Source organism: Kiloniella antarctica, from assembly GCF_042682825.1.
GTDB lineage: Bacteria > Pseudomonadota > Alphaproteobacteria > Kiloniellales > Kiloniellaceae > Kiloniella > Kiloniella antarctica.
The window spans coordinates 87401-105659 of sequence record NZ_JBHUII010000011.1 but is presented as its reverse complement, the minus strand read 5'-3'; the positions used below and the strand labels follow the sequence as shown (position 1 = coordinate 105659).

Genomic DNA, 18259 nt, shown 5'->3' with positions numbered 1-18259 from the left:
GACGACGACCGCAACACCCATATTAAAATAGGTTAGCCATAGAGGCGTTGATATAGCGGCCACGCCAATAAACTTGTCCATAGTTCCCCCTTTTAGGTGTTCGATCATGCTGGAGCCTGCCCCGACAAAATTGCCGATTTACGCTCTTCAGTAAGAACCCCCGCCAGAACGAGCGCTTCCATTCCAACAACCAAATCGGGATGATCTAGCTGTACATCATCAGCGAGAGAGAGTTTGTAGAGCCACATATTTAAAGCTGGTGAATTAACCGCCGCAGCCATAATCTCATTTTGCTCTTCTGGCTTAATCAACTTCATAAAATCCCGACGGGTTAAACCGAGGTCTTTCTTCATTCGTTGTGCGCCCATATCTAAGCCCTCCACTGGAACGACACGCCATGAATGCGTTGTTCCTTGTCGTTGAATGTTTGGAACTTGTACTTCATAGAAGTCCCAGAAGGTTGAGCTGAGATATCAACGCCAACCGCAGAGAGCATTCGTCCCGCTGTCATTGTGTTAACCTCAACAAGCGTTACTTCTGTCCATGTTGTGCCGCCATCCCTGCTGACGTATCCCTTGAGATCAGTATTCAGCGTTACCGCGTCAACGTCCTCTTGCCAGACATAGAGATCAGCGGTTGAGGGGGTAGCATCCGCCGTGAATGCAGTAGATTGGAGGGTGATGTTTGTTCCGGCTGTTGATTCGTAGAACACCAACTCCGCACAGCGGGTCTCGTTAGGGCTTCCTATTTCAATTTTGGCTCTATGACTGCTGTAAGCTGTTGAGGTCGTAATTCCTGTTGAGTAATCCTTCGAAATCCCTGCGGCATTAGCAAAAGTGTCTGTATGAAGATCGACAATCTGCGCCGCAAATGCATCGTTAGAACCTTGCAGAGTGACGGTTATAGTTTCTGTCCCTTGGTCAAACCCATAATCTGACGTTCCATAAATTGTGTACTGCGCAATTGTCTTCGGGCTACTCCACGTCTTCCCGATGTAGCCGGTTGTAATGTTTGTCCCTGCTCTAGCACTTGCAATCGTCCCCTGAACAGTTACACCATCAAAAGCAGACGACAACCCCCCAAGGTCTGTCATGTTACCTATAGGTGTGCCTGTGCCACCTGCGATCACAGTTACAACCTTATTCGTGTAATAATCCCCGCTAGAGTCGTAGATTTCGCTAACGCTTGCGCCTGTGTCTATATCGCTATCATCCGTGAAAACGTCAGTAATCCCGTTGTCATTATCTTGACGATCAAGGCTATGTTGTGAGGCTTGCGTGAAGTCTAGGCGGGCAAGTGTGCTTCTTGCTTCTGCATCAACAGCATTGATCGTCAAGCCAGAGGCAAGTTTAGCGGCCGTAACCGCACCGTCTACAATCTCGGCAGTATCTACTGTATCCTTGGTAGCGAGTCCGCCCTGTTCAAGCACGAGAGGGTCAATACCAAGGGACACGACAGTAGGCGCAACCAGTGAGCCGCTATCAAGCACAACCGTCACAGTTGTTAAGCTGGTGTAGGCCGAAACAGTGATGACGCCGAATTTCTCAGTCGTATCCAGTAACCGAACTCTGCGCCCAACGGTATAATCTGCGGTCTGATCGCCTGTAACACTGAACTTGTCAGCCGCTACATAGGTAGGAGTATGCCCCCAATTGAACCAGCAGCCCTCCTCCGCCTGAGTGCGAACGTCGGCCATGATTTGACGCATAACATCATTAACCGCACCCGGCGTCATGCCTTCAGGCGCGCCGTTTGGCGGGGCGCCGTTGTTATTGGCCGGAGTTGTGGAATAGTTTTCAATGCCCATGTCAATTTCCCATAAAAAAAGCCCCGCCTAAAAAGGCAGAGCTTGAACGGAGTTTTCCGAGGTTGATATTAGCGGTTTTTAGGTGATCTGCAGTGTGATTAGCGAATGGATGCCTTTGGGTTCAAAATAGGTTCGGTTTGAGGGCTCAACTCTCCAACACTGTCTGCCCCAATGATGCCCCCTAATATCCCGCGCATTGGGATTTTACTCTTCGCAGGATGGGCGAGTTGGTTTTTAAAGTAAGCCTGCGCGGGCCCTGTGTTGTATATAGACTGTGCTAATTTTGGCCCTCCTAAGCTTGCTGCCATCACAGGAAGAACAGCGTACGGGTTCGCCCCTGCAACCAAAGCGCCACCACCAATACCATTGCCGCCAGTTAATATCCCGTTGATAAAGTTACGGCTTGCGGTGCCGCTATCTGGCGGAACAGTCGATCCTAGATACCCGGCTACACGCGAAAGGTTGTTTAAATCACCCCGCCCTCTGGCATACCCTTTTTTATCCGCAGATTTCACAGCCGTTTTTAAACCGGAAAGAGGTATATTCCCTGCCGCCTGATCAGCTTGCGTACCTTTGCCCAAGGCGTCCTCTATGATTGTTAGATTCCTATATCTATTACGAACATCTTTCCACGCCTCTTTAAGCCCCGGTCCTCCTGATCGGTCTAGCGCCTCGTCTAGTGCGTCAGCAAACTTTTTAAGCCCCTCTTTCGTATGTGGGTCTATCGCCTTTCTTGCTCTCGCCTTCAACGCGCTGGACAATTCCTGATAAGCCTTACCTGATATCTGTGGATTATTGCCCATTTCAGAAGCTAGTTTGGAAAAATCCGCCAAATATGACTTTATAATTCCCGCTTGGTCTGGCGTTGCTCGGCTTATGTATTCCTTATTAATATTGGCCACATCATCAAGCATTTTCTGGTCAGGCTTAATCACCGTTTGAGATGCGAGATTATCAAACTCCTTACCTATCGAAATGCGAGCTTGATCAATAACCTCCGGCCTTGCGTCGTCGGCATAAATGCCAGCCTTCTCAAGTATAGCTTTGTTGAGTTGAGTTCTTTGATCTGCAAATATGGCGCTTTGGGACTTCCCAGTAAACGGCGTCTTAGTAAGGACACTTTCAAAGGTGCGCAAAGCGTTGGACCCTGTTTCCTGTCCCGGCGTAAGTTTGATGCCGATATCTTTTGCGCCTTGGACAAGGTTCTTCTCATTGACAGATAACTGACTTGCAAAGGGCGTTATCATCTTTCTCCCTGCCGCTTTTACCAAGGCAGGAGACCCTCCAGCTAAAAGGGCCGCGCCCAGACCGACCGCACTGTTTTCAGTTGCGTCACCCGTACCGTTGCCAACCGCTCCAGCAGTCGCTTGCAGTATGGGTGCCGCAGTAACGGCCTTTGCTGATCTATTTATTAGCCCGCCCGCTTTTGAAGCCTTCGCAACAGCAGCACCAGGCACGATAAACGACCCGGCATCAGCAACGCCACGCCCTGCACCTTGGGCAAATCTCTCGGTCGCATTCTGCGGCTCACTTGACCCTAGATTGTAATCACCCGCAAATGGTGCGCTGACGGCATCAGCGTAAGAGCGAAAGCCCTGCTTTATCTTCTCAGGAAAGTACCCTTGCGGATGCGCCGGAAGTCCTACGGCGTCCATGCCTCTAGATACAAGATCAGGTAACGCGCCTATTGTCTCGGCTGCACTATCCACAAAGCCTTTGGCCGCAAGTTCGGCTGGTCGCATAGACTGCTCGAAGCCTGAGAGTTGGGGTTGCGGGGCGGTGGGTGTTTGAGGTTGGGCTTGAGTTGCCCGAGAAAGCAATTCCTCAACAACAGCCCTCTTATCTGGACTAAGATCCTGTCGAGACTGAAGCTCTTTAAGGACTGATATCTTTTCTGGTGTTAGTTCCATAATTTACCTCATAAAAAAAGACCACCCCGCAGGATGGCCTTAATTACTTTCTGGACTCTAGCTTAACCTTGTCGCAATCTATGCGCGTAAGGCGAAGGACTCTGTTTGAGCAGAATAATCTCCGCTTTATGCACCCCTTACTCAAATAAGGGGACGAACAAGGACCATTCTAGAAAAAGCCCTTGTGAGGCCGATTGCTCCCAAAGGCGGTTAAACCTTTGGACTAGGATGTCTCCGCTTTCCTTTATGGATCACGGCGCGTCGTGACTCTGGAGTCCGAAACATGACTTTAGAAGTCACTGTACATATTGACGTGGCGCTATGCCTTAAATGGCTAGTAATTCTCGCCAGTATGCTGGTTTTATAATCAGGGTGGGTGTCGTTAACAGCGGCACCCATTTACCCGCAACAACGGTATTATATTACCTCTATTTTGTAAAGGTACTATATTACCTCATAAAAAGGCCCCCGGATGGGAGCCTTAAATCTTGAACAACCGCATACTTACCTGGTTGTTATCCTGAATACCTGCATCGCCCCATAACTCTCAAGGCGCCCAATTCCACATTCATAGTCTCCACGCAAAACCATCGGGTCATCATTGTGACTGGCCAACCGCCTTATTACCGCCCTGCATTCTGAGGCATCAGATAACCCGGAGACCTCTTGGTGTTTAGACAAATTGCTAGCATCAGGGTAATAGAAAGCAACAACTTCTTCCCAAGGAGCCGCATCATCTTCAAAAAGAAAATTCGCCAAATCTTTTTTAGGAGAGCCTAGAAGCGCCCATAAGGCTATGAAGGTTAGCCCAAATACCGTTGATTTATTCAATGATTACCCCTCCCCCTCTTCCTTCTTCGTCCACGGAGGGATGATGCCCCATTCTAAACACCTTTCCATTGAGAACTCTGGCACAACACCCCTTTGCCTTAATTCATGAAAAGCTGCCCAATTAATACTCGGGTCAAAGTCCCCCTTGCATTCCCTTACGAGATTCACTTCAATCCTGTCGGTTACCTTATCTGATAAATCGACAACCTCACCGGAGGTCAGAACTATTACGGCTGCAAAAAGAATATTCATATACCTTACTTAACTACGGGATTAGCTGTATCAACTCAGAGGTGCTCATTTTCTTCAAATCAACGCTACCATCTCCCGTATCGGTTGTCACCTGTGGCGCACCTGCATCAGCTCTAGGACCGAAATTAACCTGATCCTGAGATATTCCTTTAGTAGCTACAGTAAGGATAGTTTCTAACCGCCTGCGCATCTGCCTAAGTTTATTTGCTGCCGTTTCCGCATCATCAGTAACGCCCGGAAGGTATTGCATGACCTCTTGCGTAGCTTCAGATTCACTTTTACCCGCACCAGTCAACATTCTGACAATGGCTTCGGAGCCTGACCTAATCTCTCGAGCCATGCTCCCGGCCTCATCACGACCAAGCATTACGCCAAACCCTTGATCCCATAAACCAGTTACGGCACCATTCTCAACCTTCTTAATGAAATCATCATCAAGGATACCAACCGCATCTAAGGCAAGGCCAACCTTACCAGCTGATTCGCCTGTGATTTTAATGTTCTCTGGCGCAGCAGCCTGAGCCACATCAACGCCACCGCTACCTCCGTATTGCTGTTGCGGGTTAGTAGATACTTGCTGTGTCTGCTGTGACGCTTGGTTAAAAGTAGGCTTCTTGTATGCCGACATATTCGGAGTTACTGAATACATAGAGCCTGTTTGCGGATCAAAATGCGTCTTCGGTGATCCAACATCATTGTAAGCCGCAGCGTATTGAGGGCTACTAGGGTCGCCATGTAAAAGAATATTCTGCATTTGAGCTGGCAAGCTGTTGCCCGCAAAAGTCTGATTAAGGCCGTTCGCTTCGGCTTCTAATTTTGCGTACTCAAGATCAGTCTTGGCCGCATCCTGCCCTTGCTGATACCCAAACTTGTCCGCAGCAAGTCCATAATTACGATCACTTTCAAGTACAGCCCGCTTCCTCTCCTCTTCTTTAAGGGCCGCATCCTTTGTGTACTTATCCATATCCCAACCAAACACTTTACGTTTGTGCGCCATGTCTTCGTCATACTTTGCCTTCTGCCAGCCAAAAGCTTCTTCTCGATCCTGCTGGCTCTGCAACCCCTGAACCTGATCAAAAGCGCTATTTTGCACACCTTGCAAGTTCTGCCCGAGGCCCGCCATGGCTTTGCCGGAATTACCGGGATCATATGATTTAGCGCCCGCCGCAGACAATGCTCCGCCGATAGTCAGAAGTGTATTTGTCATTTGCTGCTGCTTAATCTTGTCCACGGGAGAAGCGGCGCCGGGCGTAAACATCTTAGCCAATGGGTTTGACTTGTAATAATCATCAAGCAAGCCGGGCTGTCCCGGTATATCGTTACCAAACATATCTTTACCCCTTACCCAAACAGGCTTGCAAAGCCGGAAGCGATACCAAGTCCCGACGATGCGTTGCCTAAAAATGATTGCGTTGGGTTACTGTAAACTGGCTGTGACGAGTTTGAGGTTCCGCCAAATGAGCCGCCAGCAACAAGCGTCATGTATTCGCGCAGTTTATTGGCATCCTTGTTTTGTTCGAAGTTATAACGGTTAACCTGATCGCCGAGTTCCGCTTGTGATTGACCCTCACGAGCCGCACCTACTCGGGCAAGCTGGTTTGCATCGTTGTAGCGTGACTGAGCCAACTCTGGAGCCATAGCGCTAAACTGTGTCTGGCGGTTACGTTCATCACCGTAGTTCTGATATGCCATTTTTCCCGACAAGTCAGAAAGGCTATTGCTGACTGTCTGTTCTGCTGTGTTTCGAGCATCAGCATAGGCGTTTGAGCCTAAGCGTCCTGCCTTCGCAAATGAGCTATCAATGCCCGGCGCAATCTGCTTATTGAAATTGTCAATCATGGGCTGTGCGGCTGAATTGAACGCCTGTTGCATGTAGGGGTTACCCTCAGCAAGATAGTCACCGTTGACCGTCTTTTCCGCTTGTTCCAACCCTGCATTCTGAAGACTTGATCCATCCATAGCCATTTGTCGGGTATTACTTAACGCCTGTTGAGTTTCAGGAGAAAAGCCGACTACCGTAGAGCCGGGGTAATAGTTCGGATTATCACCGTTTAGGATCTCTTCAGCTTTTTGAAAGCCTGTCTCGAGGTAAGGCGATTGTTTGTCCCAAGGCGAGTTTGAAGTTGATTGCTGCACGTATTCAGTCTTTCCGCCGCCGCCGCTCATGATAAAGCCTTTCTCAATACAACTGATTGTTTCTTAAAATCTTTGTGAATGCGCTCCCAACCGGGGCGACCGTCTATCTCGATAAATTTACACCCGATGCTTTGCGCCCACGCTTCAAGTTCTGGCTGCATGGCTAAAAGCTCCGTCATGTCACCGCCCGCTAGAAACACCCGGCACCCTTTTGAACAGGGGTAAGACACAATCTCTGTAATTGCTGCCGATTTCTCACTGGTCCAAAATTGAAAAGAGCCGGAAATAATTCCAGCCCTGATATCATCCGTTGTGTGAGTGTTGCCCCCTCGATCAAGCGCGGGCTGTAACCATTGCCGAGCCTTCTCCCATTGGACATTTGTGATCATGGTGCCTCCAGTGCTTCAATACGGGCTTCCAGTTCTTGCACCCTTTGGATGAGGGCTTGCAGAGCTTGCGTTTGCTGTTCAGGAGTTGACCGCTTATTGACCTGCTTTAAGGGTGTCGCCATTATCTGCGCCCTCCCTGTTTCGCTTTGTAATCAATGCCTACTGCGTGGTCCCAATCTTCGCCCGCAGGAATACGCAACTTTGCCCGGTGGTATCTTCCTTCATCCCTTGCCGGACAAAACCCAATAGCGTTTTGAGCTTGATAAGGCCCATAACTCACAGCGTCATTTTGGCGGTCACGCTTTGCAACGCAGACTTCAAGCCCTGAACAAACACCATCAACCAAAGGCCAGCACTCCGAAGTTAAAGCCCTGCGCCCTGGGTAAATCTGTGCCTCGCCTGTCTCAATCGCTGCTTCCAAATTTGGACCCGTAAACGAGCATAGCTTTCTTGATCGAACGGCCCCAACAAAAGGAGTACCACCGCGCCATGTTCGGCTATCAAGTGATGCTGGAATGTCATCGAGACTTCCGGCTACCGTGTCGAGTTCTTCAAGCGTATAGCCAGCAGAAGCCAACCCGCCGATAATCTCATGGTCAAAAGCGGCATACGACCAACGATTAAGAAGTTCGTTGTAGATAAGGCATTCGCTAGGCTCACCACCGCTGCCGCCTGTTGGGTAACTGAAATAAATCAGCCCGCGCTCAACATCAAAAGTTGCACTCATCCGGTGAGAGTATTGAGCATCAAAGCGTTTAAAGAACCAATCGTTGACCTTTTGCTCTCCTATCGGGTGCGACTGCTGCCCATCAAAAAGCCTGAACCCATCATCAGCGAGGTAATAAGTCCCTCGGCGTGAGCGGATAACAGAGCCCGGCTCAAGGCACCCCTTACCGCCTTCAATCTCATCAAAGGTATAGATCAGCCCCCCACCGACGTATTCCATCCGGTAAAGACTGCGCTCCATAAGGATCACGCCATACTCACCGCCCGTTATGCCCCTGATACGACCGCCATTAGCAAGGTTCTGAAAGCCCGCCTGCGTCGTCACGCTATCAACAAAGTCAGTTACATCAGTAAGGCTCGACCACTCAACGCGGTAATCTGCGGCTTCAGTGCTTGCAACAACCAACTGAGTGCCAACAATAGCAAGGTAACGCCCTTTAGGGGCTGAGGCTGAGAGATCCGAAAACTTAGCACTTACACCTATCTGATAGGCTTGAGTTTCATCAAAGAAGTTGGCCGCAATCACCAAATCCCCGTGAGTAACAAACGAAGTACGCTCTTTATCTGCTGTCGTGTAACCACCTGTCTTACTCACATCATCCAGAGCCGCCGCTGAGAGCCTGTAAATCTTCCCGGCATCACAAGCAAAAGCAAAAGTATTTGCGCTATCATCTTGCCCCCAAATCATTCCACGGCAATAACTATCAAGCATCCCTGAGCTAACATCTGTCAGACTCTTGAAAGGTTGGTAAGACTTTGCAGCCGGGGTCACGTTTTTTGCTTCTGAACAGCCCGCCGACCCAAAGGCTGGCTGATCTGGTAGAAACTCACCAAAAGGAACTATTGTCATGCCCACCCCGTCACTTTGTTGCTTTGTGCCGCCCAGGTATCGCCGTTCACCGCTTCAGGGGTCCAAACGCCACCGGAGCCGGGATGTTCTGTCCAGTCGGTCGAGTTGTCGTTTTTTGCGTTCCAATCCGTACTTAAGCCCGCGCCACCATGCCAACCGATGAGAGTTAAGGCTAAACCACCTTTTATGGCTGACACTGCTTGCAGTGAGTTGGCACTCAGCGCCCATTTGATGGAAACAGCCGGACTGCTTGTCGCTGTATTGGATTGCAGCACATCAACAGAGATAGGGATATTGACGGGTAAAATAATTGCGTTGCTGTAAGCTGATTCCGAGTTGATTGGATTAACAGACAGCAACCAATCAACAAATAAATCAGGCGCGCTTACGCGAGATACGGATTTAACGCTATCAACGCCAAGCGCCCAACTAACGTCTACTTCCAAACTGTTTATGGTTGTCTCAGACGACACGTTATTGACGCCAAGATCCCACTTAGCACCGATCGCCGGACTGCTTGTCGTCGCGCCAGATACCAAACTGCCAGCGTAAATAGAAACACCAACCCCTAGCGTTGGGCTTGAGATTTCAGATTGACTAGCAAGGTAGCCAACAGCAAGGGCCCACTTAACATCTATTGTGGAACTGCTTATTTCCGTAAGTGTGCTTAGCGCATTACCGTGTATCGCCTCTCTATAGGTGAGGATCGGCCCGATAAGGTTATCTAAGGAGTAAGGGATATCTTCGAGCGAAGAGTAGAAAGCGTCTAGGTCTTCAAGATTTAAGCGGCCAATTTCCGTTTGTGATGTAGGCGAGTTTACGACAAGCGCGGTCACAAGACGGTCGGCGTCTTGTTGTCGATTGTCCACTCAGGGATATCAACCGACCCGCCAGAGGTGATTGCTTGTGATGTGGTTGTTGTCACAATGATCAATTCCGAGGTGCTTGTATCAACAAGAGCAATGTGCGTCGCTGTGCCGGTGGCGTCGACAGGAACGGAACTTTTAGCCGCAACCGTAAGCCGCCTGTCATCGCCGCTTGATGAAAGCGTAAAGTCGCCAGATACCATAGCAACATCAGCAAGGGCATTTGCGCCCACAGCCGTAGCATAGGATTCAGGTTGAGCGTTACACACGACCATCTTATCTGCGTTGTTTTTTGCGTAATTTGGAGAAGCATCGAGCCAGTTGTTTGAGGCATAAGCACCCATTTTATAGCACCCTTATATCTACTTTGGTTGATAGTTGGCCTGCGTTCCAAGCCTCGCGGTCATCTGCGCCTTTTACGGCCTGTATTGCCCTGTCCAGCATTGAGCCCCACATCGTTATGCGTTCGTCATTCATTAGAAACGTTTCTGCCTCTAGCATTGCACCGTAGAGATACAAATCAGGGTTATTTGTTATGATTTCGTTTGTCGTTACAGTGTCGCTCATAGGCGTCAAACGCCCGTAATAAGTGAGCTTTAATGTCGTTACGGATTGCGGCACTGGCGCAAGCTGGATTTCACCTCCAATGATTGCGTAATAAGCCGGAACGCCCCCACCAGAGTTAGCCGACCTGTTTTCTTCAAGCTGCTGCGGGGTGAGCAATTCAAGTACCCGCTGTGGGCTGGTTTCAAGTACCAGTGTTCGCGCTTCAAGAAAGTCGGAAGGTTTAGCTACTGCGCCCTCTCCCACCACCGTAGCCGCATTAGAAGTCTTTTCCATTGCCCGGATACGCAACTCACGATTAAGGCGTACTTCGGCCAAAGCAAGGAACACGGGAGTCTCATTTTCAAGATCCGAACGAGCAAGATACGACGCAACAGCAGCCTTGAGGCCGGGATAGGTCGAGAGGTCCATTAGACTGTGCCTTCTTTGGTGCGAAAGTAACGGTTGTCGGGGTCGTTGAGGAATTTGCGAAGGCGGGCGGGATCAGCAACTTCGCCATTTATACCAATAACACCCGTCTTCATAAGTTCGTGTATCTTAACCATTGGGATAGAGGCGACTTTGTGCATACCGTCGCCATAACGCCCCGTATCTTCGTTACGAATGGCCTTATTCTCAGTTAAAACACTTTCCACGTCTTGGATTGTCTCAATATCAAACCCATTACCATCGTCATGCGAATGAAAGTACTGCGACACGCCCGTGAAAGGGTCGTGGGACAGAAGACGCTTTGCCATATCTGCCACCTGCTATTATTCAGATTTAGGTTCTTTTGGCGCTCTGTCCGTTACTTGACCAAGACCTTCCAGCTGAATAAATTCTTCTTCGGAAAGCTTGATCTTTTCGCTTGGAGCCGCGCATTTTTCGCCGTTGCTATAAAAGACCCGCTTAACCGCTGCCGTGGTTTTTGCATTGCCTAGCGTGCTACAGACAAAAGCTTCCACCAGATTATCAGCGGCGGGTTGCTTCTGTGTCGCGCCTTTATCAGCGGCGGGTTGCTTCTGTGTCATAGTATTTTCCTTGTTTGTAAAAGAAAAGGGCCAGCCCAAAGGCCAGCCCTTATTGACCTTAAGCCTTTAAAAGGCTTAGGAGGTTGTGAGATCTGCAATCTTGCCGAATGCTTTCTCGTTTTTCACGCAAAGCGTAAGCTCGGTGAGAAGTTGACGCTTTTCACTGTCGCCCGTTTTGGCAAGCTTATTCCGCTTCATTGGGCGTAGAGTACGGACTTCAGCCATAGACGTATCGATGACCAGTCCTGTGCGCTCTCGATGGAAACGAGAAGGGATAACTGCGATATTGCCGAAATCAGACACATAAACATCAGCCGCGCCGATGATCGTTGCCATTTTGTTTGAGTTGACGTTGTGGCGTGTCTCAGCAATCCCGGTGAAAGCGGAAAATTTACCCTTATTCACAGGCCCAAGAAACAAGCGATCAGGGGTGCCGCCATTTGCAAAGCAGTCTTGCATTACGCTTTTAAGCTGGCTCTCAGCTAACGCGCGTTGCGTGCCGTCTGTCGGTGCTGCGACATTACCTGAACCAAACCCGCCGTCGGCATAACCTGTACCGCCTGAAACGTTTGTTTCAATCCAACTTTCAAGACCGCCCAACTTGCGGGCAGTAGATGAATTGCCCTCAACTGAGGCGTTGTTAGAAAGAAGGGCTGCTTCAATGTCGCGGTTGATTTCCTTACCTTTTTTCATCGTTTGGTAATTCAATTCAGACTTACGGCCCGCTTTATCAACGGCCTCTTGTGTTCCAGAAACCTGAACCACCTTTGTAAAAATCTGTGTGCGATTACCAACGCGAACAGTCGCCGTGTGACTTGCATTACCCGCGTCATCACCATCAACAGCCGCATTATCTGCGTTAGCCGTTGCAAGGTCGTCCTGCTGCCATTCTTCAAAGGTTGCTTTCGCTTTACCTTTCTTAATAGAAGAACGGAACGGGGTTTCTGTTGGTGCAATATTTGAGATAATGTCAGACAGGCTTTCGCGGTTGCCTACACCATCGTAACTGTCAAAAGTACCAGTTGGCTGTGCCATGGTTTCAATCCTTAATCATCAAGGAAGTCGAGAGCCGCTAGGGCCGCATCCTCGCTTCCGGTTTTACGAAGTTTGCTCATAGCGTCGCGTTGCTGTCTTGATCGGTTATTGGCTCCACCCTTAGAGGCACCTGGCTTCAATGACGAAGGGGCTTTCCTTACCTTCTTCGTCACCTTGGCATTATTAGCCTTAAGTTCGTCGAACTGCCGTGCTTTATCCAAAATTGACAGAGCAACAGGATCATTTAACTGACTGAGCCTTTCTTGGGTTATACCTTGCGATTCTGCATACCCGACGATCTTTTTTTGACCCTCAAGCGCCTTCTCTTTGGTGTCCCAATCGGGGAAAAGTTCAGGAATTCTAGCTTGCATTTGCGCCATTATTTGCGCCTGCGTAGCTTGCTGGTCCTGCTGGTATTTATGGTTCTGCTGTCCTAAACCCTGTTTGATTTGGTTTAGTTGCATCACCCTTTGATCCCATGCGGCTTTCGCCTGAACATGAGCCATTGGATCTGTCGCGGCGAGTTCTTGCCAGTCCGGTTCTTGACCTATAGCCAGCTCCTCAATCTTGCTGAGTAGTTGACCTACAACACTCCGCTCTTGGTGCGCTTGCTGCGTGAACTGCGCCTTGTTCTGCGCCAGTTCTTGAGCTTTGCGCGTGTAATCAGATTGCCTTTGATAACCAGAAATAAGCTCCGCTTGGTTGACCTTGATTTCCTCACCATCGACTTTGACAGTGTAAGTAACATCAGGTTCCTGCTCGCCTTCTTCCATACCATCGTCGTCGCCCTGATCGTCGGCGTCTTCAGAGGGGTCGCCCTCTTCGTCACCTTCGGACTCTTCGTCCACGGCTTCAGGCTTATCGCCATCCGCATCCGTATCCGCCTCTTGATGATTTTCGGGTATACCTTGAGGGCTTTCGTCCTCGTCGGTGTCCGGCATATCAGCTAGTGCGTTGAGGGTATCCATTTCAGAATACTCCTCGCCGACAGTCCCTTGACCAGGGTTGTTGTCGAAATCGTCCATTGAAAAGCTCCAATAAAAAAGGCCACCTAAGCGACCCGGTTAAAAGAATAAGTTCTTTTTCTCTTTTTTGTATTTCATCACCTTCTCGTCGACCGCCCCTTTTTGGAGAACGGCCCGCAGGTGTTCTTCGAATAACTTTCCGCAGTGATGACAACGCGCCCAATGCTGCAACTCGTCAGCTTTTGACGGGCATGCGGTTGTAAGCCCAAGAGCGTAAAACTCTTGTATTTTCGCTAGTGCCTCGATCAGCAATGGATTGCTTAGAAGTTTATCGGCTTCTTTTGCCCGGTCAGCGGTTTCGATTTCTTCTTCGCTCATAGGCTTGACGCCCCCGGTACTGAGAACGGCCCAGAGAACCACGACGGGTTCCAAGCTTGCTGCGCATAATACTCATCAAGCAAGCCCTTGTACTGAGGATCGCCCGTTGGCGCTTGGTCAAGCAAGCCTTGCGGGCGATAATACATACCATCGGGCGTTTGCGCTTGTTGATTTGGCGTGGGTGTTGTCGCTTGTGTCGGCGGGGCATATCCATTTGTCTGGCTTGGTGCGGGCTGAGTTATTCCAGAAATCCCGCCATTACCGCCATCTGGTCCGCCGTAAGAAGCGTTCCCACCGCCGCCGTACCCACCGCCTCCTGCTCCCATACCAGAAACATTACTCCCGGAAGGTGTTGGCCCAAATCCATCGAAAACATTGCCGCCTAAGTCTATTTCAGCAGGGCGATTAAACGCTTCTGACGCAACATTAGCTGCCATACCAAGGCCCGGAACCCCAAAGGCCATGCCAGCCAAATTACCAACGCCGACAGCAGGATCAAACCCCCAACCCGCATTAGGACCAGAGCCGACAGAAGGTGTTTGCTCGTTAAATCCGAACATCCCTGCGGCAAGGTTCCCTAGATTTTCGAGAAATGAATTATCGACATTGTTGTAATCGTTTAGGGCTCGGCTATAATCCTCTGCGCCTGAAGCCGCTGATTGTCCGGTATTTGTATTGTTGCCACCGAGAGTGAAGCCACCTGCATTTAAGGACGAAGCAGCTTGAGTGTATGCGTCGATTTGGCTCTGGCTTGGCTTATCGGTGCCGCCGCTTCTTGAGGGGCCTGTAGCGCCCCCGCTATCAAAGCCCCCAGATCCGTCATACGCGCCCTTTGCCATAACTAAAATCCGTTCCTGTTTATGTTACCGTTGCTCGCTTGTCCGAGTGCCATTTTTTCGCGCTCAAGCTGAAACTCCATAGCCATCTCTTCTTTACGTAAAACGAACTCTTGCTGCATCTTTTCGCGTTCTATTTGGAGTTTGCCTTGCACCTCAATCATTTTAGGGTCAGGTGGCGGCTTCTTTTCGCCCTCTTGCTCTTTCATCTGATTGAGAATTTCCTCACTTACCTCACCAAAGAAAGCCTCGTCGTTCTTAAAGCCTGCTTCGTTGATCATTTTACCGAGGGTGTGACGGATCTTATCAAGGCCGACAATTGGGTTATTCATGCCCAACATTTGCATGGCCTCTTTCTGCTCCTTAAGGATCAAGCCAAGAGTTTGAAGCTTCTCTTGTCTCAAACCAGAGCCAAGCCCTACATCAATAGAGCAGTCCATTTCGGCGTTCCAATAGCGCGGGTCAACATCTACCCATTTATTACGAAGGCGAACAGTGCGCGGCTTGTCCTGGTGCGTTACGATTACCCGCAACATTTTCTTGAAGTGTGATTTAATACCCCAAGCCAGAACACGTGAAATCATTTCAAGACGTGATTGAGAACCGGCTGAGGCTTGCGCTACCGCTGCGGCTGTTACGTTCTGAAGAATGTCAGGGTTTAACCCTTGAGAGTTACGGGAAATCCCTGTCCGCTCTTCCTTCATCTTGTCGATGTACTCAAGCATTGGGAAGGTTGCCGAGGCCGTGAAAGGCGTTGCAATCTCGCGAACACCACCTAGTCCTTTTTTAACTCTAACAATTCCCCCAATGCGGGAGTTAAGAACATCATCCATATTGACGATCTTATCCACATCGATCTCTTTCATTGGGCTGTTAGCCAGATACAGATTATCGAGCATTTGCCTTTGCAAGACCGTTCTCAGACGTTGAATGTCCTGCATCTGATCGGCAACAGCTTCACCAATGACCTTATGTGATTGCCAAGACGGTGAGGTAAGGCTGTAGGGATGCTGGTCAACGGCCTCGTTCTCCAAGATCGTGTAGGCATTGCCGCCGCACACAACGCGCCTTAATTCTGCAATGCCGTCTTGGTCGTAGTCCATGCGAAGATAAGCCTCGTAAACCGTAATCTCTCTGCGACTTGGATCTGGACTGTCTGAATCGTGATCGCCACCTTGAAAACTGTTATCGTGCCGTACATCGTTCGTGTCGTCACCGTTATCTTCGCCGCTTGGGATATCATCCAGTTTTGCTTTCGGGTAACCCTCGGCAATTAAGTCAGAGTATGTAGCGGTCCTGCGTTGGCCTACGCAATTAGCCTTGTCCAAATCATTGCGACACTCAGGAGAGACAAAGAACTCATCAGGCGGGATAACATCTGTTGCAAGTCGCCCATCTGTCCAAGTGCGCTTGATCTTGATTGACCATAAGCCTTCATGATCTTGAGCCTGTTCCAGAACTTTTATCTCGTCATCGGCGGCAACTTCCATAAGCTGCGCCTCATCTAAACCCTGATACTCTGCCTCTTCTGTTTTCTCCTCCTGCTGCCACCACGCCTTAAAAATCCCGGTCTTCTCCATCAAAGCGTCTTTGAAGGCCACATAAAGCTGTTCATCGCCCTTGTTGTCATTCACGAAACAATGATGGACATAATCGGTTGCCTGTTCGCAGAACTCCTCATCTTCTTGCTGTTGCGGCTGATACTCACCAATTTTACCCGCAGCCAGATAGGGCCGCATAAGCTCAGGCATCATAGCCTCAACAGTATCCCGCACATCAGTTGCTACAATCTTTGAACGCCCATCGACCTCATCGCCGTAAGGGTCGGCCCGATAAGCCTTTAACGCCTTTTGGCGTTCAGGGTTCACATCATCTTGGATATAACTCTCCGCCCGCTGGATCTCATACTTAACAGCGGACTGAAGCTCTGCGTCATCCATTGACATTTAATATATTCCGTTGTTTGAGTAATTTAGGGCGCCGCCATGCATTGCGCGGTCTACTGGTTCGGCTACGGCCATGTATCTGAAGCTATCCGCAGGGTTTGAGGCCCAATCATGCAAAGGGCGTAGCATGAATACCTTATTTTTTTCATCCCATTTTCGGCGATAATTTGAGAGGGCATTAACAAGTCGTTCGCATTTGGTTTCATCAATATACAAACGGTTAAACATCGTCCTCGCCGCCTGTATCCCATCATCAACAGCCAAGCGTGGAAGTACTTCGATTTCACTAGGTAGCAAGTCCTCTAAAACTTCTTTCCGGCTTAACCCTGTACCAAGCTCTCTTGAGTCCGCATCGTGTGGTAAGAAGTGAGTACCGTATACATAACCCTTGCCCGCTAACTCTTTGGCATAATGGTCGAGAGCCATTCCAGAGGCCTCATAGAAATCTATAATTCGCCTCTCCAGACCAACCTCTTGGAAGAAGATAATTACGGTAGTGTCACCTATGCCTAGATCCCAAGCTGTATGAACAGGGTGTCGCTTGTCATAATGAACACGACAAAGCCGCCCTTCTTTCCTCATCTCGGCAAGCTCACCAGTGTAGTAAGCCCCAAGGATCGCAGCATCAAAGCTGCACAAATACTCTTGGTGAAACATTGAGCGCCCAAAATCTATTCCGAATTCATCCTTATACTCTTGCTCAACCTCCATGAGTTTTTCAGAAGAAAAAACGTTTGTGTCGTGGGCAGAGAGAACCTGCGAGAACCACTTTTCATTCTTCCTCGCGCTATCCAGCATTCTCTTACAATGATTGTTACCCCTTGGTGTCGTAATAAAAGCGGCCCACCCGTCATTCTCATCAAGGATTGGCCGGATATACGCCCATGAATTAGGGTCTGCTAAAGCCCACTCTGAGAAGATCACGCCAGCAGGAGGCGCGCCAACAAGAGCGTTATAGTTATCTGACCCGATCACTTGCCAGGTTGAACCATTCTTAAACTTGATCAGCATCTCGGCCTCACGCTTCGTTGCAATCAAGTCCCTATGAAATGCCTCATCAATTCTTCGTTTGCCCGTATGCGGGTTCACAGCATCCCATATTGCCCGACGCGCTTGGGTTTGTAGTGGCAACATATGCCAATAACCACCGATACGCTCATGAGCTGCTACCGCCGCCCTGTGCAAACAAACATCATCTTTACCCGCTCGACGGTGCCAAATTCCTATTGCACGCTTCACGCCACGCTCTAAAGCACACCACAACTCACGCTGATAATCACGCGGCTCCCAATTGTTAGGTATCCGTATCGGTGTCGCCATATCTCACAATCTGAATTACCTGAGGCCCACCGTCTTCGCCTGTGTTTTCAGTTCTGGTGGAGAATTCTTTTTTGACCTTCCGTTCTAGGTACTTCAAAGCTAAATCAGGGTCTTTTTCAAGAGCATCAACAACCGACTTTCTGGCCTTAAAAACGGGCGATTGTTTTAGAAGCTCTTTCCGCTCCGAAAAATCTTCGTTGGCTTTACAATAATCATAAAGGGTTGATTCGCCGATATCAGCAGCTAAGCAAGCTTCTTTGTCAGTGCAACCAATCTTAAAAGCGTCTTCTAGCTTTCGGAGTACGTCCGCTGTTATTTTCTTCGGTCTACCCTTACCCATCTTCCGCAGTCCTTCCGGTTGTTGCGGCAACAAAAAAGGCCCCACTCAAACGAGAAGGGCCTTAGTCGCATTAATCCGAGAACGAGTTTAACTTATTA

Annotated in this window: 22 protein-coding genes; all 22 read right to left on the bottom strand. The window is 49.4% G+C overall.

The genetic code is table 11. The annotated features are described in order from the left end of the window. Positions 1-104 precede the first annotated feature (104 nt). The 22 genes from ACFSKO_RS16485 to ACFSKO_RS16380 all read right to left on the bottom strand — a co-directional run bounded on the left by ACFSKO_RS16485 (position 105) and on the right by ACFSKO_RS16380 (position 18161). Complete coding sequence (locus ACFSKO_RS16485; protein ID WP_380253647.1) at positions 105-353, bottom strand: hypothetical protein; 249 nt, start codon at positions 351-353, stop codon at positions 105-107. Positions 354-370: 17 nt separating this feature from the next. Continuing rightward, positions 371-1807: a hypothetical protein gene (locus ACFSKO_RS16480; protein WP_380253645.1), complete on the bottom strand. Its 1437-nt coding sequence runs from the start codon at positions 1805-1807 to the stop codon at positions 371-373. Positions 1808-1905: 98 nt separating this feature from the next. Continuing rightward, positions 1906-3717 (bottom strand): hypothetical protein, encoded by a 1812-nt coding sequence (locus tag ACFSKO_RS16475; protein ID WP_380253643.1) that lies wholly within the window; start codon positions 3715-3717, stop codon positions 1906-1908. 504 nt (positions 3718-4221) lie between these two features. Beyond that, on the bottom strand, positions 4222-4548 hold the full coding sequence (locus ACFSKO_RS16470) for a hypothetical protein (protein ID WP_380253641.1): 327 nt from the start codon (positions 4546-4548) through the stop codon (positions 4222-4224). A gap of 3 nt (positions 4549-4551) precedes the next feature. Then, the gene (locus tag ACFSKO_RS16465) at positions 4552-4800 is read right to left on the bottom strand and encodes a hypothetical protein (protein WP_380253639.1); all 249 of its coding nucleotides are present in this window, start codon (positions 4798-4800) and stop codon (positions 4552-4554) included. Positions 4801-4813: 13 nt separating this feature from the next. Further along, the gene (locus tag ACFSKO_RS16460; RefSeq protein WP_380253637.1) at positions 4814-6130 is read right to left on the bottom strand and encodes a hypothetical protein; all 1317 of its coding nucleotides are present in this window, start codon (positions 6128-6130) and stop codon (positions 4814-4816) included. A gap of 11 nt (positions 6131-6141) precedes the next feature. Then, the gene (locus ACFSKO_RS16455) at positions 6142-6936 is read right to left on the bottom strand and encodes a hypothetical protein (RefSeq protein ID WP_380253635.1); all 795 of its coding nucleotides are present in this window, start codon (positions 6934-6936) and stop codon (positions 6142-6144) included. A 26-nt stretch (positions 6937-6962) separates the two neighbouring features. Further along, a complete protein-coding gene (locus ACFSKO_RS16450; protein ID WP_380253633.1) occupies positions 6963-7325 on the bottom strand; it encodes a hypothetical protein in 363 nt (120 codons plus the stop codon). Next, on the bottom strand, positions 7322-7447 hold the full coding sequence (locus ACFSKO_RS16445) for a hypothetical protein (RefSeq protein ID WP_380253631.1): 126 nt from the start codon (positions 7445-7447) through the stop codon (positions 7322-7324). The genes ACFSKO_RS16450 and ACFSKO_RS16445 overlap by 4 nt, the downstream gene beginning before the upstream one ends. Then, positions 7447-8901 (bottom strand): hypothetical protein, encoded by a 1455-nt coding sequence (locus ACFSKO_RS16440; protein ID WP_380253629.1) that lies wholly within the window; start codon positions 8899-8901, stop codon positions 7447-7449. Before ACFSKO_RS16440 ends, ACFSKO_RS16445 begins: the two co-directional genes overlap by 1 nt. Beyond that, a complete protein-coding gene (locus tag ACFSKO_RS16435) occupies positions 8898-9770 on the bottom strand; it encodes a hypothetical protein (RefSeq protein ID WP_380253627.1) in 873 nt (290 codons plus the stop codon). Before ACFSKO_RS16435 ends, ACFSKO_RS16440 begins: the two co-directional genes overlap by 4 nt. After that, positions 9734-10111, bottom strand: a complete 378-nt coding sequence (locus ACFSKO_RS16430) for a hypothetical protein (protein WP_380253625.1) — start codon at positions 10109-10111, stop codon at positions 9734-9736. Before ACFSKO_RS16430 ends, ACFSKO_RS16435 begins: the two co-directional genes overlap by 37 nt. A 1-nt stretch (position 10112) precedes the next feature. Then, the gene (locus ACFSKO_RS16425) at positions 10113-10742 is read right to left on the bottom strand and encodes a phage adaptor protein (protein WP_380253623.1); all 630 of its coding nucleotides are present in this window, start codon (positions 10740-10742) and stop codon (positions 10113-10115) included. After that, entirely contained in the window at positions 10742-11068 is a 327-nt protein-coding gene (locus tag ACFSKO_RS16420) for a hypothetical protein (protein ID WP_380253621.1), read from the bottom strand. The genes ACFSKO_RS16425 and ACFSKO_RS16420 overlap by 1 nt, the downstream gene beginning before the upstream one ends. 15 nt (positions 11069-11083) lie before the next feature. After that, entirely contained in the window at positions 11084-11341 is a 258-nt protein-coding gene (locus ACFSKO_RS16415) for a hypothetical protein (RefSeq protein WP_380253619.1), read from the bottom strand. A gap of 75 nt (positions 11342-11416) precedes the next feature. Further along, the gene (locus tag ACFSKO_RS16410; RefSeq protein WP_380253617.1) at positions 11417-12376 is read right to left on the bottom strand and encodes a DUF5309 domain-containing protein; all 960 of its coding nucleotides are present in this window, start codon (positions 12374-12376) and stop codon (positions 11417-11419) included. An 11-nt stretch (positions 12377-12387) separates the two neighbouring features. After that, on the bottom strand, positions 12388-13344 hold the full coding sequence (locus tag ACFSKO_RS16405) for a hypothetical protein (protein WP_380253615.1): 957 nt from the start codon (positions 13342-13344) through the stop codon (positions 12388-12390). A gap of 96 nt (positions 13345-13440) precedes the next feature. Continuing rightward, the gene (locus ACFSKO_RS16400) at positions 13441-13719 is read right to left on the bottom strand and encodes a hypothetical protein (RefSeq protein WP_380253613.1); all 279 of its coding nucleotides are present in this window, start codon (positions 13717-13719) and stop codon (positions 13441-13443) included. Next, positions 13716-14558 carry a hypothetical protein gene (locus ACFSKO_RS16395; protein WP_380253611.1) on the bottom strand — a complete coding sequence of 281 codons (843 nt, stop codon included), beginning with the start codon at positions 14556-14558 and terminating at the stop codon, positions 13716-13718. Before ACFSKO_RS16395 ends, ACFSKO_RS16400 begins: the two co-directional genes overlap by 4 nt. Before the next feature lie 2 nt (positions 14559-14560). After that, positions 14561-16501 carry a portal protein gene (locus ACFSKO_RS16390; RefSeq protein WP_380253609.1) on the bottom strand — a complete coding sequence of 647 codons (1941 nt, stop codon included), beginning with the start codon at positions 16499-16501 and terminating at the stop codon, positions 14561-14563. Beyond that, complete coding sequence (locus ACFSKO_RS16385) at positions 16502-17821, bottom strand: hypothetical protein (protein ID WP_380253607.1); 1320 nt, start codon at positions 17819-17821, stop codon at positions 16502-16504. After that, positions 17796-18161 carry a hypothetical protein gene (locus tag ACFSKO_RS16380; protein ID WP_380253605.1) on the bottom strand — a complete coding sequence of 122 codons (366 nt, stop codon included), beginning with the start codon at positions 18159-18161 and terminating at the stop codon, positions 17796-17798. The genes ACFSKO_RS16385 and ACFSKO_RS16380 overlap by 26 nt, the downstream gene beginning before the upstream one ends. Between the last annotated feature and the right edge of the window lie 98 nt (positions 18162-18259).